Source organism: Sandaracinaceae bacterium, from assembly GCA_016706685.1.
Classification (GTDB): domain Bacteria; phylum Myxococcota_A; class Polyangia; order Polyangiales; family Houyiibacteriaceae; genus JADJJE01.
The window spans coordinates 1-17,152 of the sequence record JADJJE010000007.1; the positions used below are offsets into that span (position 1 = coordinate 1).

Sequence of the window (17,152 nt, forward strand, 5' to 3'; positions counted from 1 at the left end):
TCCAGCTGCCGACCACCCGGAGGCGGTGCGCAACGCGAACCGGTGCACCTTCGAGGGCAGCGCCTCAGGAACGTGTTGGTGATGACGGGGGTGGCGCGCTCAGGCGACGCCGGTCCGCGCGGCTCCCACGGGATGCCAAAGCGCTCGCGCCCGCAACGGGTGGCAAGCAACCGCTCCCATCGCGCGGCCGGTGCTCCGCGTGCGCTGATCCAGCAGAAGTTGGCGTGGATGGGCTGGCGGTCTCCACTCGCCCGCCAATGCCATCCCCAGCACCCGCTGCGCCGCAGGTGTCAGCTGCAGCTCGTCAGCGCACTCTCTCCCGAACTTCGCCACGAACGGAGTCGTAGTCGGGCGGCGCGAGGCTGGAAGTTTCGTGCCGTAGCGCTGAGTACCAGGCCACGGTCTCCGCGTAGGCGTTGCCACGCCCGACGGCACGAAGCGGCCTTCCGATGCGAGAGCCGGCGGGTCTCGAACATCTCCGCGTAGACGTGGCGTGCGCCCACCAGAAGGTCTCGGGATCGACGCGAGTAGGAAGCTCTGCCCCGCGTTGTCCCGACCTTTATGGGCCGGTGGAGGTCGCGGACGCCGGAGGGCGCGCGCGGCACCGTCGGGCGCCAGCACGGTTGCCCAGATCTGCGGGATGGGCGATACACGCGGCCGAAGGGGTCGTCGAAGAAGTCCGACTGCGCCGCCACGGCGACGCTGATGGACCATCGCTGCAGCCAATGCTGCCGCCGAGGAGGCGCGCGCGTCGCGCATCGTGAAAAGCCTCCAGCAGGGGGCAGCCGCCGAGGGAAGCAGACGGGGACGCGGTCTGGCGGCTGGTGGTGTGGATCACAATGCCTCGTGCATGCAGTCTCTGCAGCATCCGCGGAGAGCCGCTGCGCTGAAGGCCGGCTCACGGCAGCGGCGCTGGCAGCGCCGCTCGGACCGCAACATGCGGCCCCAGACCGCGTCGTAGGGTGGACCTGCGTGGCGGCGCTGTCCCCGCACCATGGAGGCCTGCACGTTTGGCCCGCGAGAGGCCCTGCTCCAAGTTGAAGCCGTTGGCGCGACCGCGGGCGCGCAGCTGCTGGGCGATGTCTCCGCTGCCAGCCCGCGCGCTGCAATGGGCCACCACGCGGCGTGCGGGGTTGCTGTCCACCACGCTCCAGTCAGGGTGTTCGGGGTCCATCCACACGCCCCGCCGAGTGGCTGACGTCGAACTCGGCGCCCAAAAGACGGCTGTCATCACCTTTAACTGCGGAGGCGCGCTTCGGGGCGAGCCAGCGCGTGAGGCTCTCGGCGCTCACCCACTGCACACCGGGGTACGGCGCGATTACCGCGGACCTCACGGCAGCGGATGCCCGCGCGGTCGTGGTCACGCCGCGAGACGGCCACCAGAGACAGGCCCGGCGCCGCGGCCACGAGCAGCATCAGCAGGAGCTTGCGCTTCATCTCACTCGACTATAGCCGCCGGCCGGGCACGAGACAGATATGACGACGATGAACGGAAATGGTATTTCTTGTCATGTTTATCAGGAACCACTCCCCGCGCGCTATGCCAGCATCCTCCACCGCAATGGAAAGGCAATGGCGATGAAACTCGGATTCATGGTTGGTTGCTCGGGCGCTGGTGGAATATTATCGCCAGGGTGAAAGGCCTGGAGCACTGCAGGTGCGTTGGCTGCCAACAGTCTGCCCGTGACTAAGGTGCAAGGAAACCAGGCGCCTGGGTTACGACTCCGTCTGGACCGCCGAGGCGTGGGGCTCGGTGCGTTCTCGCCGTTGGCTTGGATCGGGGCACAGGCCACCAAGATCAAGCTTAGCACCGGCATCAGGCAGATCCCCGGGCGCTCGCCGATTAGCACCGCCATGGCGACTGTGACCATGGACGCGCTCAGCAGAGCCGCTTCATCGCTGGGCCTCCCCAATGGCGGCCTGGTGGTGCGGAGGGCTGGCACGGTCGGGCCAGCAGCCGAGACGCTCACGTGGGTGCGAAATTACGTGACCATCGTGCGCCAGATCTTCAAGCGCGAAGGCGCCGCTTTCGAGTTCGACGGCGTGATGGATCCTTTGGGAACCGGCAGCGCAATTCAGGGCAAGCCGCTGAAGAGCATCCTGCAACATGCAACGTCCCCCCATCTACGTGGGCGCGCTGGCGCAGGAGGCGCAAAAGAGCAGGCCGGTGAGCTGTTGGTGACCGCCTCCTGCTGACCAGCTTCACGGCGGACGACCCCAAGTTCGTGCTCGACAAGCTCAGCGCGGGCTTCTCGCGAAAGTGCGCGGCAAGAGCACTTGGCCGACTTCGGCATCGCCCCCACGGTCGTGGTGGTCACCTCCGACGACCTCGAGGCTGCGCGCATGCCCTCAAGCAGCAGCTCGGCTTCTGCATCGGCGGCATGGGGTCGAAGACCAAGAAGCCACGAGGACTTCTTCGCACTCGGGCTTCGAGGGGAAACGGGTACATCCAGAACCTGTGGTTCGCGGGCAAGCGTCAGGAGGCCATCATGGCCGTCACCGACGAAGATGGTGGACGCCGTGTACCTGAATGGGCAGCAAAGGTTGCGCATCCGCGACCGGTTTCGCGCGCTGGCGCGAGTCGGCGTGGGCACCATGGTGGTGAGCTCCATGGACCTGGACGTGCTGCGCTTCATGGCGGGCTGAACGCCGGTAGCCTACGCTCGCTCGCGAGGGCGCAGGAAGTGTCTCTCGGCGTCCCGCGGGCAACGGAAGCACCAAGCATCAGCAGGTCGGCTGAAAGTTCACCAACCCCGCGCGGGGCGCAAGCCAGAGGGGCTTCGTGGCGGAGCTCTGCGGGAGCCACTGGGCGATGCGGTGGTGGAGCCACAAATCGGGGGCACAGGCGGCGTGGCGCTCGACGAAGCTCGCGAGGCCTGCTTCTGGATCGTCAACCACGCGATCATCAGGCCCTTCTACGACATCGAGTACAACACCGGAAGCCCCCAAGGTGTTTCGCTTCGGCGACTCGAAGGTGGAGGTATCGCTGCCCACGTCGCAGGGCTACCGAGGCTACGCGATGATGCCGCTACTCAACCTGGCCGTGCGGCGGCGCTACCTCTTGGTGGGCGGCCCCGGGCGCGGCTCAAGACGGTGATCGCCACGCTGCTGGGCATCCTCCTCCGGCTACAACCTGACCGAGGTGAAGCAGGGCATCCAGCACGGCCGGCCGCAGATGACCATCGCTGACCTGCTGGGGAGCCCGCTGCCCAACACCGCGATCAACACCGCGCGCTTCCAAGACATCCAGATCGCGTGGCGTCGCTGGCTGGGCATGCGCGTCAAGATCATCCGACGAGTACAACCGCATCCCCACGCGCGCGCGGTCCCGCGCTGCTCACGGTCATGGCGGACAACTACGCCGTGAGTCTACGACCAGATCTACGAGTGCCCGCCGGCCGCCTGGTTCCCTCACGGCCAACGACGACGCGGGTGGCGGCACCTACCAGGTCATCGAGGCCCTGCGCGACCCGTCGACGTGGTGGTGAAGGCGCTGCACTTCAACACGCGCTTCCTGGACGGGCTGCTCACGCGCATCCAAGAGGGGGCGTGGCCCCGCGGGCATGGTGCCGCCCGAGATCGTCTTCACGCAGGCCGGGCTGGACCGCCTACTCGAAGGGGATCCGCGCCGTGCGCGTGCCCCTCGCGCTGCCGCGCCGGCTGCGAGTTCTTCACGAGGGGGTTCGAGTTCTTCGAGGCGGGCGGACGGCGGCTCCGAGTACATGACCAAGGACACGCATGAAGGTGGCCGGCGTGCCCTCAACAGCTTCGCCGACTGCCCGGGCGGCAAGGACACGCAGCTGGACCTGAACGCGCAGACGCAGAACGGGCTCTCCGTGCGCGCGCTCGCGGCCATGCTGGTGTTCATCAAGGCCGCGGCGTACTTCCGCGGCAACGCCGAGCGGAGGGTTCGAGGACGTGCGCCGGGTGCTGCCCTTCGTGCTGCACGGACCGGCTCGCGCAGAACCGCGGCGCGGCCTTCTTCGACCAAGGCGGCGGCGGCTCGCTGCGCCTGGACCAGGTGAGCTGGATCCGCGGGCTATTCGAGCACGGCCTGCCAGACCTACGACCGCCTGGGCCGGGACACCGAGGACACCGTCACCACGCTCATGGAGAGCTCGGAAACCGAGTCCGGGGCCTCGACGGGGTGGAGCTGCCCGAGGTGGAGCAGCCCTCGACGCCATCGAGGCGCCAGCTGCGCAGCATCGAGGCGGGCGGCAAGCTCTACGGCCCATGTTCGACGACATCCTGGCGCTGAAGTACCTGCACCGGCGCTACACCAACTACCGCGTCTGGCTGCGGAGCCGCGCGTGAGCGAGGCCGCTGCGTCGGCGTTCCATGCCGCGCTCGCGGCGCGCCGTCACTACCTGAACGCGGTCTTTCGCCAGGACAGGCCGGGCGTGGACCCCGACATGTTCCTGCACCACCTGGGCGGCGTGGTGGGCCCGCTGGTGGACACCCTTTCGGGCGGCGACACCGAGCGCGCCGAGGACCTGACCACCGCGCTCTACCGCCTGAGCCTGCGGGCCCATCGTCAGGGCCTCTTGGGCGGGGACTCGCCCAGCCGCGCCATCGCGCGGGCGTTCGCATCCACGCTGCCGGTGCTGCTCGCGGTGTTCCCCGAGCGCGCGCGCGACCTCTCGCTGGCCGTCTGCAACGCGGCGCTGCGTCTCGAGCGCTTGGACGCTCAGCGCCGACCGCTGGCTGGGCGGCATGGAGTCGCTGGGGCCTTCGTGCGCCGATGTGGACGCGCTGTTCGCGCTGGGGCTGGTGCTGGCGTGGCGCGAAGGCGCAGCCCGAGTTCCGTGCTGCGGCGCGCGAGCGCTTTGAAACTGTCGCCCGTGCTGCGTCGCACCACGCTGGGGTGGAGGCGCTCGGCCCGGACGCCGAGCGACGCTTTCGCGGCACCGCTGGACACAGGCCCGCTCGGATCCCCGAAGTGGTGGCGCGTGTGGGTGGCTTCGTGGGCTTCGGCGGCATGTTCCGTGACCCGCCGCTGGTGGTCGCGGCCGAGGGCGGCTCTTCGCGTTCGACTCGCACGCCCCCACCGAGGTCTTTGCCGACGCCTTCGGCGCCACGCTGCGCCCCGTCGCCGAGACCCCCAGCGACCAGGTGGACGCAGCGCCCTCCCCGGTGGCGCTCAGCGAAAAGGGCGACGTCTCCATGGGCGACGCGAGGGCCCAGCTGCCTCTCCTCGCGCGGGCGCCAGCAGCCGGCCTATGCGGACGGCGCACTGGTCGTCACGGTGCCCGAGAGCCACTTCGTGTTCGTGGTCGGTCGGAGGCCGCTCCCGCATGAGCGCTCCGGCCGCGCTGCCCTCGCTCGAGAGCCTGCGCGAGGCCTGGCTCGCGGCGTGGCCCGAGGCCAGCACCGTGTTCAGCCGCTTCACGCGCCTGCGCTCGCCCATCTTGTGCATGAGCGCGGACGAGGAGAAGCGCGAGGGCTTAGTGGGCTCGTTCGCGATGATCCGCCTCACCGATCTGTCCGTGGTCATCTCGCTGCCCCAGATCCAGAACCGCGGCCTCGAGGGCTTCGCGAAGGAGATCCTGGCGCACGAGGTGGGCCACCACGTGCACGCGCCCGGCAACCTGCGCGACCAGGGCCGCCTGCTGGCGCGCATCCGCCGGCGACCTCGGCGGAGACCTGCACGCCCACGCGCCCATGGCGGCCAACCTGTACGCCGACCTGCTGCTGAACGACCGCCTGGCACGCTCCGCCGGGCTGAACATGGCGGGCGTGTACGCAGCCGCTTCGCGTCCCGGACCCGGACCCGCTGTGGACGCTCTACATGCGCACGTACGAGCGCCTCTGGGGCCTCAAGACGGGCACGCTCGGGCGCACCGACCTGTCCGCCACCATCGAGCGCGACGCGGACTTGTCGGCGCGCATCGTGCGCATCTTCCGCTCGAGCTGGCTCGAGGGCGCCAGCTCCTTTGCGCGCATCCTGCGGGTACCTGCTGCAAGCCGCGCGTGACGGAAAGGCACCGCAGCTGGGCGACTGGCTGGACACCACCATGTCGCACGGCGGTGACCAGATCCCGGATGGCCTCGTGGAGGACGAGGCGTTCGGCGGCAAGACCGAGGGGCGGCATGCCGGTGCACCCGAGCGAAGACCCCAGCATCGCAGGCGACGCGAGTGGAGCGGGCGGCGCCGAAGCCGGCGAAGGCGACGACGACGGCGAGGAGGCGAGGGCGAGGGCGAGGACGGGAAGCCGACGAGCGGGGCGCACAAGGGGTCCGCGCCCAGGCCCTGGTGGCGTGTCGAAGGGCGGTGCGGGCCTGCCCGACCGCCGGCCGATGACGCGCAGCCCCGCCGAGTACGTGGACATCATGAAGGCGCTCGCCGTGAAGCGAGACCCGCGTGACGTGGTCATCCACTACTACAAGGAGCTTGCCCGCGGGCGCCTGATACCCTTCCCCCGCCGAGCTGCAGACGCGCGCCGGCGACCCGCTGCCCGAGGGCTCGAGCGTGGGAGCCGGGGTCGTCGCTCGAGCGCATCGACTGGGGTGCAGACGCTGCTGCGCAGCCCCGTGGTCATCCCGGGCGTCAGCACCGTGGAGCGCAGCTATGGCGTCACCGACGGCGGCGAGCCTGAGCGCAAGCCACCGGACCTCTACGTGGGCGTGGACTGCTCGGGGTCCATGGCCAACCCGGCTCAGCGCCTGAGCTACCCGGCGCTGGCGGGCACCGTCATCCTCTTGAGCGCCCTGCGCGCCGCGGCGCGCGCCATGGTGTGCCTGTCGGGCGAGTGGCATGGCCAGGGCACCTTCCGCGAGACCCCCGGCTTCGTGCGCGACGAGCGCGTGTTGTTGGGCACGCTCACCGACTACCTGGGGACCGGCTGCTCGTTCGGGCTGCCGCGCGCTCCAGCAGACGTTCGTGGTGCCCGGCCCGTTCGTGCGAAAGACACACATCCTGATCGTGTCGGACAGCGATCTGTTTCGCGAGATCGACGGAACGGTGGGGGCTGGGACACCCTCGCGCAGGCCGTGAAGAACGCGGGCGGCGGGGCCACCGCGGCGCTCAACCTGTCCACGCAGACCGCTGGGTACGAGCCCTTCCTGGCGAAGCTGCGGGCGGCCGGGGTGGAGCCGCACGCGGTGTCGAACGAGGCACAGCTGGTGGAGTTCGCGCGCGTTCGCCCGCAAGACCTACTCGAAGGAGCCCGAAGCGCGGGCAGGAAGACGGGCATGAGCAGCACCACCACTAGCCACCTATCGGTCGAGCGGCTGTGTCGCCGCCTGAGCGCCATCCCCAGCGTGTTCGTCGAGGCTCCGCGCGAGGGCCGGCGCCGCTGGTCACCCACGCCATCTTGCACGACATGGTGCTGGTGCAGAGCGACGCGCCGCCTTCGGACGCGCTCCTCGGGCTCTTTCGCAAGAGCCCCGCGGCCAAGAAGCCCAAGAAGGGCGCCAATGACACCGCGCCCGCGCAGCGGAACTTCCTGGGCCGAGTGCTGGCCTGGCTGCTCATGGACGAGGCCTTCCGTGGCCTCGCCGCCGCGCGCCTCGAGCTGGCCGTCACGGAGTCCATGACGGTGCTGGAGGTGGTGGCGGCGCGGCAGTTCCTGGACGACGCCGACCGCCGCGAGGAGCTCGTGCGCCTGGTGCTACGCCACCTCGAGCTGGCCCCCGAGGGCGAGGCGCCGGCCGACGCCGAGGACCGCCTGAGCGCGCTCGACAGCGTGCGTCGCGTGCGCCTGCTGCAAGAGGCCCGCGCCGCCGAAGACGCGCGCCGCAAGCGCGAGGCCGAGCTGGCCGCCGAGCTGGCGAAGAAGCAAGCCGAAGAGCAGGCGGCTCGCTACGACAGGGAGTATTGAGATGAGCATCCCCGACGAGTGGCGCGCGCGCTCTCCGCGCATGACCGAAGCCGGCTACCAGGGCATCGAGGCCCTGCTGCAGCACGTGGACGCGCCGCGCTGGAACCACACCATCGGCGACCGCGTGGGCGACGCCGAGGCCGCCGCGCTCGACACCTTTCGGGAGCAGTGCGCCGAGGCGCCGCTCGAAGCCGGTGAGCGCCCCTCCGAGGCGCTGCTCGAGCGAGTGCGCGCGCAGGTGGACCAGACCTTCGATCTCGCGCAGCGCTGGCCCGAAAGGGCTGGACCCGCGCCGTGACTGGGACGCCGTGCCCACCTGCTCACGCGAGGGCCTGGCGTCGCGCTTGGTGGACTTCGTGCCGCGCGAGCTGCCACTCCACGACGCGGTGCTGTACACCACCTCCGGCACCAGCGGGCACGCGCTCTCGGTGCTGCACCACCCGGGCGCCGTGGCCAAGAACCACGCGTTCGGGAGCGGGCCCTGGCCGAGCACGCCATCGCCACCGCGTTCGAGCCGGGCAAGCCGGGCACGGTGAACCTGTGCGCGCAGCGCGAGACCTTCGTGTTCGCCACGTGCTTCACGGTCTGGAACCAGTCGGGCTTCGCCAAGCTGAACCTGCCCGACCACGCCTGGGCTGGGGGCGCCGCGAGCCGCGAGCGCTTCCTCACCGAATTCGCGCCGCAGCTGGTCACGGCCGACCCGCTCACGCTGGCCAGCATGCTGGAGCTGGACGTGCCGGTGCGTCCGCGCGCCATCTTCTCGAGCGCGCTCATGCTGGACCCGGCGCACGCCGCCGCTGCGGCCGCGCACTTCGACTGCCCGGTCATCGACTTCTACGGCGCCACCGAGGTGGGCCCCATCGCGGCGAAGCTCCCGGGCGCGCCGGGTCACGTGCTGTTGCTGCCCGACCTCTTCGTGGAGGTGCTGGACGAAGACGGCCTGCCCCTGCCCGACGGTGAGGTGGGCGAGCTGACCTTCACCGGCGGCCGCAACCCGTACCTGCCGCTGGTGCGCTATCGCTCGTCGGACCGCGGGGCGCTCGGCACCTGCACCCTCGCCGATGGCCGCAAGGCGCGCGTCATCCTGGGCCTCGAGGGCCGGGAGGCGGTGCACTTCCGCGCCCGCAACGGGAGCCTCGTGAACTCCGTGGACGTGGGTCGTGCGTTGCGCGACGTGGGCCCGTTCGTGCAGCACGAGGTGCACCAGCGCGCCGACCACAGTGGACGTGCGGCTGAGCCCGGCTCCGTCCATCCCCTCGTCCGTCGAGGGCATGCGCCTCGCCATGGAGCGCGTGTTCGGACCGGGCATCGAGGTGCGTGTCGATCTGGTGCACGACTTTGGCCACGATGGAAAACCACGCACGTTTTCCTCGGAATTGAGCTAGCGCTTCTTAAAGCGCTACAGTTCGCCGCATGGAGAGCCTCACTCAGTCTCAGCTCGAAGAGAAGCTCGAGAAGCTGGAGTTGCTGATGCGCATCGGCACTGCGCTCTCCGCGGAGCGCAGCAAGGACCGGCTCATCGAGATGATCCTGCTCGAGGCCAAAGCGCTCTGCAACGCCGACGGCGGCACGCTCTACCTGCGCTCCGAGGACACGCTGCGCTTCGCGATCCTGCGCTCCGACTCGCTGGGCATTGCGCTCGGGGGCAGCACCGGCAAGCCCGTCACGCTGCCGCCGCTGCCGCTTCATGACCCCCTCACGGGCGAGCCCAACCGCAGCAACGTGGCCACGTGCGCGGCGCTGCTCAAAGAGTCCGTGAACATCCCGGACGCCTACGCCATCTCCACCGAGTTCGACTTCTCGGGCACGAAGGCGTTCGACGCGCGCAACGACTACCGCAGCCAGTCGTTCCTGACGGTGCCGCTGGTCAACAACGACGGCACCGTCATCGGCGTGCTGCAGCTGCTCAACGCGCAGGACCCGGAGACGGGCAAGGTGGTGCCCTTCCGCGCGGACCACCAGCGCGTGGTGGAGTCGCTCGCCTCGCAGGCCGGCATCGCGCTCGACAACCAGCTGCTGCTGGACGGCCAGCGGGAGCTGCTCGAGAGCTTCATCCAGATGATCGCCGCCGCCATCGACGCCAAGTCGCCGTACACCGGCGGCCACTGCGAGCGCGTGCCCATCCTCACCGAGATGATCGTGAAGGCCGCCTGCGACGTGACCGAGGGGCCGTTCCGCGACTTCACGCTGAGCGACGAGGAGTGGTACGAGCTGCGCATCGCGGCCTGGCTCCACGACTGCGGCAAGGTGACCACGCCCGTCCACATCATGGACAAGGCCACCAAGCTCGAGACCATCTTCGACCGCATCGCCGTGGTGCGCGCTCGCTTCGCGGTGCTGGAGCGCGACGCGCGCATCGCCATGCTGGAGGCCATCGCCAATGGCACACCGCGCGCCGACGCCGAGGCCCAGCACGCCCAAGCGCTGACCACGTTGCGCGAAGAGCTAGCCTTCCTCGAGAACGCCAACGTGGGCTCCGAGTTCCTGCCGGACACGGCGCGCGCACGCATCGCGGAGATCGGCGCGCGGCGCTACCTGGAGAACGGCAAGGAGCGCGCCCTGCTGGACGCCGACGAGGTCTACAACCTGCAGATCCAGCAGGGCACGCTCACCCAAGAAGAGCGGCTCATCATCAACGGGCACATGGTGCAGACCGTGAAGATGCTCGAGCGCCTGCCCTTCCCGCGCAACCTGCGGCGCGTGCCCGAGTACGCTGGCGGCCACCACGAGAAGATGGACGGCGGCGGCTACCCCAAGGGCATCTACGCGGGCGACATGAGCGTCCCCGCGCGCATCATGGCCATCGCCGACGTGTTCGAGGCGCTCACCGCGCAGGATCGCCCCTACAAGAAGGGCAAGACGCTGTCGGAGTCCATGAAGATCATGGCCTTCATGAAGCGCGACAACCACCTGGACCCCGAGCTCTTCGATCTGTTCGTGACCAGCGGCGTGTACCGCCAATATGGGCAGAAGTACCTGCCACCCGAGCTCATCGACCACGTGGACGAGGCCGCGCTGCTGGCCTTCCAGCCCAAGCCCTTCGAAGCGCCCGAAGCGCCAGTCCGCAAGCGTCGCTTCCTCGAGTTCCTGCCCGAGTACATGGAGGCCACCGTGGCGGGCGAGCTGCGCGGCCCCGCCTGAACGGCAGCGGGCGTGCGGGAGACCTTGATCGCGACCCGGTGGCCGCGTCATCATCCCGTCCGAGCGCACGGGTGTGCGCGACTCTGGCGCAGCAAGCGCCCCACACCAAAAGGCGAAACCGTGTCTGCATCCACGTCCCTTTCGAAGGCGCGCCCCGCTGCGCTCCTCACCCTGTTCGTGGCCCTGGCCCTCGTGGGCTGCGGCGGCGACGAGACCGCACCGCCGCCTCCCCGCCGCCCGGCACCGGCGTGGCCGCCCCGTCCCGGGCGTGCCCGGTCAGCCCATGGTGGCGCCGCCCGGTCAGCCCGTGGCCGTGCCGCCGCCCGGTGTCCCTGGGCAGCCAGTGGCGCCTGTCGCCATTCCGGTCCCGGGCGTCGCGCCCTCCGGCGGTGACTCCAACTTCGGTACCATCGCGCTCGCGCCCGGCTTCATGCCGGACCCGCACATGGCGGCTGGCGTCAGCGGCGGCAACATCGACGCGTCCACGCTGAGCCCCACCTGCCGCGGCCACATCAGCTCACGGCCCGACCACCTCTTCGTGGCCAGCGGCACGTTCAACCTGGTGCGCTTCCTCATCAACGCGGGGTCCAACGACACCACGCTGGTCATCCGCAAGCCCGACGGCACCTACCTGTGCGATGACGACGGCGGCGAGACGGGCATGAACCCAGCCGTGCAAGCCATGCTCATGCCGGGCACCTACCAGATCTACATCGGCAGCTACATCGGCGGGCAGAACTTCCCGTACAACTTGGCCGTCACCGAGAACCCGGCGTTCACGGACGCGCAGATCCCGGCCCCCACGGGCGCGGTCCCCGGCGCCGTCCCTGGCGTGATGCCCGGCGTCGCCGCCCCCACCGGTGGCGCCCCCTCCATGGCCACCGTGGCGCCCGGCTTCCTTCCGGATCCGCAGGTCCTCAGCGGCACGGCCGGTGGCACCATGCAGGCCAGCCAGATGAACGCGGCCTGCCGTGGCTTCGTCACCCCGACGCCCAACCACATCCTCACCACGTCGGGCAACTTCCCCAACTTGCGCCTCGTGGGCTCGGCCGCGCAGGACACCACCCTGGTGGTGCGCACGCCGGCCGGCACGTTCCTGTGCGACGACGACGGCGGCGGCAACTTCAACCCAGTCATCCAGGGCCCGGCGCCGGCGGGCACCTACCAGATCTGGGTGGGCAGCTACGCGGCTGGCCAGGCCATCCCGTACCGCGTGGCCATCACGGAGCGCCCGCAGCTGAACGCCCAAGGCTTCTGAGCCTGCGCTGAACACGAAGACGCCCCGGCGGACAGCAGTCCTCCGGGGCGCTTTTCGTCGACAGGGGCGCACATGGTCAGCAACCCACCAGAGCTGACACTGGAAGTGTGGAGAGTCGAAACTTGTCAAGTTCGTCTTGGATCACATGGCCGAGTGCATCGCGGTCAGAAATCGTCGTTACTGTGCGGGCTCTCCAAGACTCCACGCCACCGATCTGTCTGACGATCTCCTGTGGCCACTTTGAGATGACATCGCACCCCTCGACGACGATCGCATCGGCCAACTCACCCATTCCGCACCATGCCGCCGCCGAGGCCATATCCTCGTACAAGAGGTGAGCATCATAGTGAGTACCCGGGCGAGCTGAAAACAACCGGTATGCCGTCAAGAGACCCGAGAGAGTTAGGTCACCGAACAGAGCAAGCGGGCTCTGCCTCTTCAGGCTGTCGCAAACATTTGGAAACCGCATGGCGTGGCCGGCAACCGTGACACTATCGGGACCGCCTGTCCGTTCACTTTTTAGTCGGTGTGCAAGCGTCATCGTCACGACACTGGACACTCGCATCAACGAGTGAACATGAGTTGTTGGTCGATATGCATCGTTTCCACTCGTGCGCTCCAATACTACCCCTTGGAGAATTGGACCCACTCGCCGAACGATGTGGAGTGACTCGTACTCACTGAATCCAGGAAGTCCGCTCAACCAATCATTCGTGATATGCCGTCTCACTGACGACGTCAATCTAGTGCTCATGGGTTCACCTCGACAACTCGAACTCCCAAAGGCCCCTGTGATTGTATGTGTGAGATCTGCCGCGCAGACATCCCGGGCGGTCGAATTGTGAACTTGAAATCATACGCAATATTGGCAAGTTCATCAAGCACATCGATCCTTGCGCTTCCCCGCGTACCATATCTTACTTGGACGCGCCCAAGAAAGGAAATTTCTGTGCGTAGCCCACGGTCTCCGAACATTCGCTGGTACCTGTCCAGGACCCTTTGAGCATATCTGTGCTTGAGGGAACCGGCGTGGCGTCCGATGCCGCCAATCCTACGTTCAGCTCTCGTCGCAACTTCCTGAATTAGCTCCGCGTTCGTGCGCGTGGCCGTCTGTTCTGCGGCTGCTGGGACTGCGCCATGGGAGGAGAATCGGGATAAGAACCCTCCGAGAGCCATCCCTAGGGCGTCTTGAAGACTTGGTCCTGACGAGAAGTATCCATATTGGATTGACCTTCGATCTACTCCAAGATCTAAACCTTCATCTTCCAGTCTACCGAATAGGTCGTCCTGCCCTCCACACCTCTCAAGATGCGAATTTAGACCGAAGTTGCAGACCGATGCGTCCAGGAAACGAGCGATTCCCGCGACGAAATCGATAAACGAACCGGAGTGCGATACACCAGACTCTCGAAACTGTTGGTCTCGCCACAACCGCGTATAGCGAACTTGTTCCGCGGTGGGTGGCCCCGACGGACGTGGAGGACCGATCGTCGCTGGGGCAGTTGGCGGCGCTTGGCCCGTGATGATCAGCTCACCACCGGTCCCCATTCTGCACCCTGCTGTCGCGCCGCAGAAGTCCGAAGCGTAGTCCCCCCCGGAGTCAACCTCGATTGCCTCGTCGTCGGTCTGAAGACCCAACGGGTCACGAGCCTGGAGGAGGTTCCCGCTAACGTAGTGGTACCCGTTCATCGCCTCGCCGCCGCCCATCGCATGCACGCTCAGCGGGTCCACACTCGCCCAGCGGCCGAGCCGCGGAATCAGATACCGCTCGCCGAAGTACACCAGCCCGACCTCTTCGTCGGCTTCCTTCCCGGTGAAGCCCACGGGCTCGAGCTGCATGGACACCTCGTCCGTGCTCAGGTGCGTCTCGCGTGCGCCGTTCGGGTAGAACGTGGTGTGCTCGATGAGGTCGCCGCTCTGCAAGTCCACCACGGCGGCGGTGCTCTGCACCAGATCGCTGAGCGGCAACGTCAGGCGTTGGCTGCGCGTGAGCTCGCCGGTGCGGGGGTCGTCGGTGCCCCACACCAGGCGGGCGCCGCCGATGTTGTACTGACTCTCGGAGTTCAGGCTGGCGCTCGAGTCGTAGGTGCTGTCCAGCGTGTTGAGGGTCAGGCCACGGCGCTCGAAGCTGCCTGGATACGGCGTGAGGGTGACGGCCGCGAAGGGGGCGGCGCTGTGGTCGATGGTCTCCTTGATCATGCGCACGTTGGCCGCGTCGTAGCGGTAGCGCTGCTGCACCGCGAGGTCCCACGGGCCGCTGCCGCCCGTGCGGTCGTAGCGGCGGGCCTCGGCCAGGCGGTTGAGCTCGTCCCAGTCGTAGCGGTAGTGCTGCTCTTCCGCGCACACGCAGCCCGCCTCGAGCGCGGCCTTGCGGTCGCCGAAGCTGCTGGTGGCCGGGTCGAGGTCCTGGCATAGGGTGGTCTCGCTGCGGTCGTGGCACTCGCCGTGGACCGTCATGCCCACGACGCTGCCGCTCTCCCCGTAGTCCAGCCACACGTATCCGCCGCGGGGGACCGAGCTGGGGCCGCCGGGGGCGTCGCTGATGTTGGTGCTCAGGTAGAGGGCGCTCGGGCGGTGCGTGGGGCCCCAGCCGTTGAAGTCGGGCGCGTCGTTGCCGCTGGTGAGCAGGCCGGCCGAGCGCTCGTAGAACACGCCCGCGTCGTCCGTCCAGTCGGTCATGTTGGCGAGCCAGTCGTAGTCGTAGACCAGGTTGCGCACGCGGTCGGGCGCGTTGTTCGACACCATGGGGGCCGGGCGACGACGCATGGGGTCGCGCTGCTCGTGGGTGCTGCCGTCTTGGTTGGGGCGCGTGCGCTCCGAGCGCCAGTCCGTGGCCGCGTCCAGGTACGAGGGGTTCCACTGTCCCGAGGCGTCCATGTAGTGGATGTCGATCTCGTTAACCCGGTAGAGCGCGTCGTGGTCGATGGTCTGCTGCCACGGGCGATACCCCGCGGACCACTCGTTGTTGAGGCGCGCGTCGGTCACCACACGCAGGTTGCTCACCGCGTCCCACACGTAGTTGAAGTCGTGGACCCGGGTGACCGCGTTCAGCCCCGTGGTGGCCGGCGCGTTGCGCGTGGCCCATGAGCGCAGCACGCGCAGGCGCTCGTCGTAGCGCATCTCGGCGTGCAGGTCGTGAGTCACGCCCTGGTCGCCATAGTCGATGCGGATGGGCAGGCGATTGGCATCGTAGGTGATGTCCCGGACGATGGGCGTGCTGTACGCCGGGGTGGCGCTCGTGGACTGGTAGAACACGTCCAAGTTCACGGCGGTGGGCAGGCCCAGCTGGTTGTAGGACAGGCGGCCCCGCACCAGGGTCTGGGACACCGACGTCCCGTCGATGACATCGGGGTAGGTCATCTGTGTCGGGCGGCCGAGATTGTCGTACGCCGTCATCGTGAAGTAGGCGTTGGCGTTGTCGAACACTTGGTCACTCGGTGCCGCGGCCGTGTGCACGCCGTCGTCGTCCAGGTCTTCGGGGAGCGTTGGGTCCAGCGCTCGCGCCTCGGTGATGAGGCTCATGATCCGCACCGACACCTCGGCCTGGCCGCGCGCGTCGTAGACCGCCACGGAGGCTTGCGCACGGTCCACGGAGCCGGTGGCGCGCCCCACCAAGTGTGGTGTGGGGAAGAACGCCGTGACGAAGCCGCCGGTAAACTCGGGCTCCTCGTCGAAGTAGTAGCGGGCGTCCACATACTGCGCCGTGCCGCTACCAATCTCGCCCTCGGCGATGGCGCTCGCGGGCAGGGGATACACCGGCCGCGTGCCCGCCGGCAGGACCTCGTCGCACTCCACGTAGTCCTCGGCGATGAGGCGGCCAGCGTGGTCGTAGAAGAAGTTTTGGCCACAGCCGCGTGGGTCGCGCACCGCGATGGGGTCGCCCACGTCGTTGAAGAGGTAGCGCCACGTGCGGTTGGTCTCGTCCATGGACCAGGTCGCGCAGAGTCGCTGTCGGGGTCCACGCTCCCCCACGCGGCGGCCCAGCGGAGTCCACGTGGAACACACGGATGAGGAGCGGTTGCCCACCAGCGAGGTGGTCTCCACCGGAGCGGCGTCCGCCGTCTCGGCACGCAGCACCAGCGCCACGGCGTTGTCCGGGCGGTAGAGGGTGTAGAGCCGGTAGTACTCGTCCGCGTAGCCCTGCGACGCCCGGCGCTGGTGCAGCACCTGGTCATAGCTGCGCCCGTGTCCGTCCACCCGTGTCAGAGTGCACGTGTCCTTGAAGCGTGGGTCGTTGCTCAGGTCGAGCGCGTCACACACCACCGTGCTGGTGGCGCCGTAGCGGGTCTCGGTGCGCGAGCGGTCCTCTGCCCACGCCTTGGTCACGCGGCCAAAGGCGTCGTACTCCGCCTCGGTGAAGTACGCCGAAGGGCGCGCGAGCACGGTGTCGAGCGTGGGCATGGCCCCCGACACCAGGTCATTTTGGTAACCGAGGTAGGCTGTGCCGCGCGCGTTGAAGATGGTCACGCCGCTGCGCTCCCACTCCGTGCCGCTGCGCCGCGTGAGCGCGGCCCGCGCGCGCCCGAGCCCGTCCACGTAGGACACGCTCTCGATGTAGGCGGGCGCCGTGCAACCCACGTTGCCGTGATTCTGGAGCGCGGTGATGCGGCTCACCGGGCGGCCATCCACCACCAGGTCATACCGGAACGTCTGCACCGGCACGTCGATCATGGGGCAGTCGTTGAAGTTGGGGGGCGTCACGGCCGTGAGCCGCGCCAGGCCGTCATAGGCCACCGTGGTGGTCTGCCCGTTCGGGTCCGTGGCTGTGCGCAGCACGCCAAACCCTCGGTCCCACGTGGCGGTGGTCTCGACCATGCCAGAAGGGGATGGTGGCGTCACAGAAGGTCTGACCGTCGTAACCTGCCACTGCGATGCGCTCGGCCTGGGGGAGCTGCGCGTACGCGTCTTCGTACTCCACCTGGGCGTAGCGCAG

At 68.5% G+C, this 17,152-nt stretch carries 15 protein-coding genes; 13 read left to right on the top strand and 2 right to left on the bottom strand.

The genetic code is table 11. The annotated features are described in order from the left end of the window. Positions 1–1,236: 1,236 nt before the first annotated feature. On the bottom strand, positions 1,237–1,437 hold the full coding sequence (locus tag IPI43_11275) for a hypothetical protein (protein ID MBK7774699.1): 201 nt from the start codon (positions 1,435–1,437) through the stop codon (positions 1,237–1,239). A gap of 246 nt (positions 1,438–1,683) precedes the next feature. Here IPI43_11275 and IPI43_11280 point away from each other — a divergent pair, with 246 nt between their 5' ends. The 13 genes from IPI43_11280 (at position 1,684) to IPI43_11340 (ending at position 12,219) form a co-directional block, all read left to right on the top strand. Further along, positions 1,684–2,196, top strand: coding sequence for an LLM class flavin-dependent oxidoreductase (locus tag IPI43_11280; protein MBK7774700.1), 513 nt, complete (start codon positions 1,684–1,686; stop codon positions 2,194–2,196). Between the two features lie 312 nt (positions 2,197–2,508). Beyond that, complete coding sequence (locus tag IPI43_11285) at positions 2,509–2,646, top strand: hypothetical protein (protein MBK7774701.1); 138 nt, start codon at positions 2,509–2,511, stop codon at positions 2,644–2,646. Positions 2,647–2,950: 304 nt separating this feature from the next. Then, the gene (locus tag IPI43_11290; protein MBK7774702.1) at positions 2,951–3,097 is read left to right on the top strand and encodes a hypothetical protein; all 147 of its coding nucleotides are present in this window, start codon (positions 2,951–2,953) and stop codon (positions 3,095–3,097) included. Positions 3,098–3,142: 45 nt separating this feature from the next. Then, complete coding sequence (locus tag IPI43_11295; protein MBK7774703.1) at positions 3,143–3,367, top strand: hypothetical protein; 225 nt, start codon at positions 3,143–3,145, stop codon at positions 3,365–3,367. A gap of 355 nt (positions 3,368–3,722) precedes the next feature. Next, positions 3,723–4,025, top strand: a complete 303-nt coding sequence (locus IPI43_11300; protein ID MBK7774704.1) for a hypothetical protein — start codon at positions 3,723–3,725, stop codon at positions 4,023–4,025. Positions 4,026–5,788: 1,763 nt separating this feature from the next. Continuing rightward, positions 5,789–5,974 carry a hypothetical protein gene (locus IPI43_11305; protein MBK7774705.1) on the top strand — a complete coding sequence of 62 codons (186 nt, stop codon included), beginning with the start codon at positions 5,789–5,791 and terminating at the stop codon, positions 5,972–5,974. A gap of 323 nt (positions 5,975–6,297) precedes the next feature. Next, positions 6,298–7,536, top strand: coding sequence for a hypothetical protein (locus IPI43_11310; GenBank protein ID MBK7774706.1), 1,239 nt, complete (start codon positions 6,298–6,300; stop codon positions 7,534–7,536). Then, positions 7,473–7,820: a hypothetical protein gene (locus IPI43_11315; protein MBK7774707.1), complete on the top strand. Its 348-nt coding sequence runs from the start codon at positions 7,473–7,475 to the stop codon at positions 7,818–7,820. The genes IPI43_11310 and IPI43_11315 overlap by 64 nt, the downstream gene beginning before the upstream one ends. Position 7,821: 1 nt before the next feature. Then, positions 7,822–8,118, top strand: a complete 297-nt coding sequence (locus IPI43_11320) for a hypothetical protein (GenBank protein MBK7774708.1) — start codon at positions 7,822–7,824, stop codon at positions 8,116–8,118. Between the two features lie 10 nt (positions 8,119–8,128). Then, the gene (locus IPI43_11325; protein ID MBK7774709.1) at positions 8,129–8,356 is read left to right on the top strand and encodes a hypothetical protein; all 228 of its coding nucleotides are present in this window, start codon (positions 8,129–8,131) and stop codon (positions 8,354–8,356) included. Continuing rightward, complete coding sequence (locus IPI43_11330) at positions 8,353–9,291, top strand: hypothetical protein (GenBank protein MBK7774710.1); 939 nt, start codon at positions 8,353–8,355, stop codon at positions 9,289–9,291. Before IPI43_11325 ends, IPI43_11330 begins: the two co-directional genes overlap by 4 nt. Then, positions 9,234–10,961: a GAF domain-containing protein gene (locus IPI43_11335; GenBank protein MBK7774711.1), complete on the top strand. Its 1,728-nt coding sequence runs from the start codon at positions 9,234–9,236 to the stop codon at positions 10,959–10,961. The genes IPI43_11330 and IPI43_11335 overlap by 58 nt, the downstream gene beginning before the upstream one ends. A 283-nt stretch (positions 10,962–11,244) precedes the next feature. Next, positions 11,245–12,219 carry a hypothetical protein gene (locus IPI43_11340; protein MBK7774712.1) on the top strand — a complete coding sequence of 325 codons (975 nt, stop codon included), beginning with the start codon at positions 11,245–11,247 and terminating at the stop codon, positions 12,217–12,219. 750 nt (positions 12,220–12,969) lie between these two features. Here IPI43_11340 and IPI43_11345 read toward each other — a convergent pair. Further along, positions 12,970–17,034 carry an RHS repeat-associated core domain-containing protein gene (locus tag IPI43_11345; protein MBK7774713.1) on the bottom strand — a complete coding sequence of 1,355 codons (4,065 nt, stop codon included), beginning with the start codon at positions 17,032–17,034 and terminating at the stop codon, positions 12,970–12,972. Positions 17,035–17,152 lie beyond the last annotated feature (118 nt).